Consider the following 4,963-nt stretch of genomic DNA (forward strand, 5'->3'; position numbering starts at 1 on the left):
GAGGCTCTGCCCTGGGGCGCTCTGGCCCAGTTGGATACGCTGGTGATTTTGATGTGATCCCGTCAGCGGCAATACATTTGCACCCGGTTGCTGGAGTCTGGGATCCCGGCAGACCGCCCAGTGGCCCTGATCTGGGGGGCGGGGCAGGCGGAGCAGCGGGTTTGGGTGGGCACCTTGGCGGAGCTGCAGCAGGGGGAAGGGGTAGAGCCGGAGGCTGGGGAAAGGTTGCCGGGGCTATTGATAGTGGGCGAGGTGGTGCGGCTGCGGCAGGAATTTTTGCTGGGGATTCCACCGTTGCCGCCACCGGCTCCTTTGGCAGGCAAGACGGTGCTGGTCACCCGTGCTGAGGGGCAGTCGCCGGCTTTTCGCGAGCTGCTGCGGGCTCAGGGGGCGCGGGTGGTGGAGATGCCTGCCCTGGTGATCCAGCCTCCTAGCAGTTGGGATCCCCTGGACACCGCCATTGCCAACTTGCAACAGTTCAACTGGCTGCTGCTGACTTCGGCCAATGGGGTGCAGGCTTTTTTCGAGCGGCTGCAGCAGCAGGGGCGAGATAGCCGGGCGCTCCACTCCCTGCAAGTGGCGGTGGTGGGATCCAAAACGGCGGCGGTGCTGGCTCAGTATGGCATCCGCCCAGATTTGATGCCTTCCGAGTTTGTGGCCGAAGCCTTGCTGCCCATTTGGCCGGAGCCGGTGCAGGGGCAGCGCATCCTCTTTCCCCGCGTCGAATCTGGAGGGCGGGAGGAGCTGGTGCAAGGGCTGCGGCAACGCGGAGCCGAGGTGGTGGAGGTGGCCGCTTATCAATCGACCTGTCCGGCAGCGGCGGATCCCCAGGTGGTGGAGGCTCTCAAAGATCGCCAGGTGGATATTCTCACCTTTGCCAGCTCCAAAACGGTGCAGCATTTTGCCCACCTCCTGCGCCAGGCAGGGCTAGGCCCTGAAGTCTGGGATCCACCGGTCCAGATTGCTGCCATCGGCCCCAAAACGGCGGAAACCTGCAAGAAGGTCTTAGGGCGGGTAGATGTGGTGGCTCAGGAGTACACCCTGGAAGGGCTGTTGGGATCCCTCCTCCGGGCCACCCCCTAGCGGGATAATGGGAGGGCAGTTGGGACTCTGGACACCATGTGGCAGACGGCCAAGCTCTACGAAGACATCCTCTACGAGAAGACGGACGGCATCGCCAAGATCACCATCAACCGGCCCCACAAGCGCAATGCCTTCCGCCCCAAGACCATCGTCGAAATGATTGATGCCTTTCTGGATGCGCGGGAGGATCCCAGTATTGGAGTCGTGCTCTTGACGGGCGCCGGGCCCCATACGGATGGAAAGTATGCTTTCTGCGCCGGCGGGGATCAGAGCGTGCGGGGAGAGGCCGGCTACCTGGATGAGGCTGGGGTTCCGCGTCTTAACGTCTTGGATCTCCAGCGCATCATCCGCTCCCTGCCCAAGGTGGTGATTGCCCTAGTGGCCGGCTACGCCATTGGTGGGGGCAATGTTTTGCATCTCATCTGCGACCTGACCATCGCTGCCGACAACGCCATCTTTGGCCAGGCCGGGCCACGGGTGGGCAGCTTTGACGGCGGCTTTGGGGCCAGCTACCTGGCGCGGGTGGTGGGACAAAAAAAAGCGCGCGAAATCTGGTTTCTTTGCCGCCAGTACACCGCAGCGCAAGCCCTGGAGATGGGCCTGGTCAATGCGGTGGTGCCGGTGGAGGAACTGGAAGCCGAAGGGATCCGCTGGGCGCGGGAGATCCTCCAACACAGTCCTCTGGCCATCCGCTGCCTTAAGGCTGCTTTCAACGCCGATTGCGACGGCCAGATGGGACTGCAGGAGCTGGCGGGAGACGCGACGCTCTTGTATTACATGACCGAGGAAGCTGCCGAGGGCAGACGCGCTTTTTTGGAGAAGCGTCCTCCCAACTTTCGCCAGTTTCCCTGGCGGCCCTAGGGGGCAGCAAACGATAGGCTGGACTCAGTTCTTGGTCTTGGCCGATGGCTTCCCACCCTCAGACGCTCCTTTTGGTCGATGGCCACTCCCTGGCCTACCGCTCTTTTTACGCCTTTGCCCATAGCCGCGAGGGGGGCTTGCGCACCTCCACTGGGATCCCGACCAGTGTCAGCTTTGGCTTTTTGAAATCGCTGCTGGAGGTCTTGGAGAAATACCCTCCCACCCACGTAGCTGTTGCCTTTGATACCCGGCAGCCCACCTTTCGCCACGAGGCCGATGAAACCTACAAAGCAGGCCGTCCGGAAACGCCGCCGGAGTTTATTGAGGATGTGGAAAACCTCAGGCAGGTGTTGGCGGCGCTGCGCATTCCGATTTTGGCAGTGCCCGGCTTTGAGGCCGACGATATTCTGGGTACGCTCTGCAGGCTTGCCCCCCAAGAGTATCGGGTGCAGATCTTAAGCGGCGACCAGGATCTGTTTCAATTGATTGACCGCGAGGGAAGAATTCGGGTTCTGCACCTCAACAGCAAAGATCGCGTCAGCGAATTTGGCCCCCAAGAGGTCAGAGAGAAATTGGGCATCTGGCCTTGGCAGGTGGTCGACTACAAAGCCCTCTGTGGTGACCCCTCCGACAACATTCCCGGCGTCAAGGGGATCGGCCCCAAGCGAGCGGCAGAGCTCTTGCAGCGCTACGGCAGCTTGGAGGAGATTTTCAACCATCTGGAGGAGATCCCTGGCAAAGTCCAGCAGTACCTCAAGGAAGGGATCACCGCAGCCCAGCACTCCCAATTTCTGGCTCGGATTCACTGTGATGTCCCCCTTTTGCCCGACTGGGAGAGCATGAGGCTGACCGGGTTTGACCCGGCGGAAGTGCTGCCGCTTTTGGAGAAACTAGAGTTTCGCAGTTTCATTGCTCAAGTGCGCAAGCTGCAAGCCACTTTGGGCGGGATCCCAGCCCAAGTCCCTGAAGCCAGGACAGGTTCAAAGAATGGCTCTGCCGACGACGAGGCCCTTTGGTTTGATTTTGCTGCACATCCCCCCCCTTCTCTGCCGCCGGTACGCATTGTGGATACCCCTGAGCAGTTGGAGCTGTTGCGGCAGGAGCTGTTGGCCTGCTCCGGGATCGTAGCCTGGGACACGGAAACCACGAGTCTAGATCCCCGCGACGCCCAACTGGTGGGGATTGGCTGCTGTTGGTCGGAGCGGGATGTTGCCTATTTGCCCATTGGCCACCGCCAGGGAGCCAACTTGGACTGGAACCTAGTCAAACAGAGCCTACAGCCCATTTGGGAGGATCCCAGTCGCCCCAAAAGCCTGCAAAACTGCAAGTATGATCTCAGTATTTTTCGCGCTCATGGCATCCGCCTACAAGGGATCCAATTTGATCCCATGTTGGCTAGCTATGTGCTCAATCCAGAAGCTAGCCACAACCTAGCTGATTTGGCAGCTGCCTATCTAAACTTACCCACCACCAACTACGAAAAGCTGCTGGGCAAAGCAGAGTCCATTGCCGATCTGCCCATTGCCAAAGTGGCAGAATATTGCGGAACCGACGCCTACTGCGCCTATCGTTTGGTGCCCATCCTCACCGAAAAGCTACAGCAAACTGACCCACGCCTCTGGAATCTTTTTATCCAGGTGGAGCTGCCCTTGGCTCACGTTTTGGAAGAAATGGAGTGGGTCGGCATCCGCATCGACACTGAGTTTCTCAAGCAGTTTTCTCAGGAACTGGAGAAAGAGCTGCAAACGCTGGAGCAGAAAGCCTACGCCCAAGCAGGCGAGGTTTTTAACCTCAACTCTCCCAAGCAACTGGGATCCCTGCTTTTTGAAAAGCTAAAGCTAGATATCCGAAAAACTCGCAAGACAGCCACCGGCTACTCCACCGATGCTTCGGTTTTGGAGAAGCTGGAAGGAGATCACCCAGTTGTTGAAACGATTCTCCAGTACCGCACTCTGGCCAAGCTCAAATCCACCTATGTGGACGCGCTGCCAGCTCTGGTAAGACGCGACACAGGCAGGGTGCACACCAACTTCAACCAGACTGTTACCGCTACTGGCCGACTCAGCTCCTCTAACCCCAACCTGCAAAACATCCCCATCCGCAGCGAGTTCAGCCGCCGCATTCGCCAGGCCTTCATTCCCCAGGAGGGGTGGCTATTGGCCTCGGCTGACTACTCGCAAATTGAGCTGCGCATCTTGGCCCACCTCAGCCAAGAGCCAACGCTCATCGAGGGCTTTCGCTCAGGGGAAGATGTGCACACCCTTACTGCTCGCTTGCTCTTTGAAAAACAAGAGGTAACTAGCGAAGAACGTCGCCTTGCCAAGACAATCAATTATGGAGTTATTTACGGCATGGGGGCGCAGCGTTTTGCCCGCACTGCTGGCGTGTCTCTGGCAGAAGCCAAGGAATTTTTGCGGCGATTTAACGAGCGCTATGCCGGCGTTTTTGCCTATCTCCGCGCCACCCAAGCCTTTGTGGAAGAACATGGCTATGTGGAAACCATCTTGGGCCGCCGTCGCTATTTCCCCAATTTGTCTCAGCTGTCGGGCCATCGCAAGCAAGCTGAGCTGCGGGCTGCCGTGAACGCCCCCATTCAGGGATCCGCTTCAGACATCATCAAAGTGGCCATGGTTCGCCTGCAGGAAAAGCTGCAGAACTTTCGCTCGCGTTTGCTTTTGCAGGTTCACGACGAGCTGGTGTTTGAAGTAGAGCCCTCAGAATGGCAGGACTTACAGCCACTCATTCAAAGAGAAATGGAAGGGGCAGTGTCTCTCTCCATACCGCTGGTGGTGGATATCCAAATCGGCCACAACTGGAAGAAGGCCAACTGAAATGTTAAGCTATGTGAAAGCGTTCGTTCTCTCCCTATGGCTGTTGAGATCTACACATGGCGTTTTTGTCCCTTCTGCATTCGCGCCAAGCAACTGCTAGACCGTAAGGGAGTCAAGTACATCGAATACGCCATCGATGGGGACGAGGCAGCGCGAGCGGAGATGGCCAAGCGGGCCAACGGGCGCCG

At 58.7% G+C, this 4,963-nt stretch carries 4 protein-coding genes; all 4 read left to right on the plus strand.

Features of this window, described 5'->3' with window-relative positions; genetic code table 11:
- The first annotated feature begins 87 nt into the window (after positions 1-87).
- Entirely contained in the window at positions 88-1,083 is a 996-nt protein-coding gene (locus tag NW807_RS09990; RefSeq protein ID WP_414426011.1) for a uroporphyrinogen-III synthase, read from the plus strand.
- 36 nt (positions 1,084-1,119) lie between these two features.
- Positions 1,120-1,944 (plus strand): 1,4-dihydroxy-2-naphthoyl-CoA synthase, encoded by an 825-nt coding sequence (gene menB / locus NW807_RS09995; protein ID WP_414395320.1) that lies wholly within the window; start codon positions 1,120-1,122, stop codon positions 1,942-1,944.
- 44 nt (positions 1,945-1,988) lie between these two features.
- The gene (gene polA / locus NW807_RS10000) at positions 1,989-4,775 is read left to right on the plus strand and encodes a DNA polymerase I (RefSeq protein WP_414426012.1); all 2,787 of its coding nucleotides are present in this window, start codon (positions 1,989-1,991) and stop codon (positions 4,773-4,775) included.
- Between the two features lie 36 nt (positions 4,776-4,811).
- The coding region (locus NW807_RS10005; RefSeq protein ID WP_414426058.1) for a glutaredoxin domain-containing protein at positions 4,812-4,963 on the plus strand (152 nt) is incomplete at its 3' end.

Origin of the sequence: Synechococcus sp. R70.1 (genome assembly GCF_047461675.1) — a bacterium.
Taxonomy (GTDB): domain Bacteria; phylum Cyanobacteriota; class Cyanobacteriia; order Thermostichales; family Thermostichaceae; genus Thermostichus.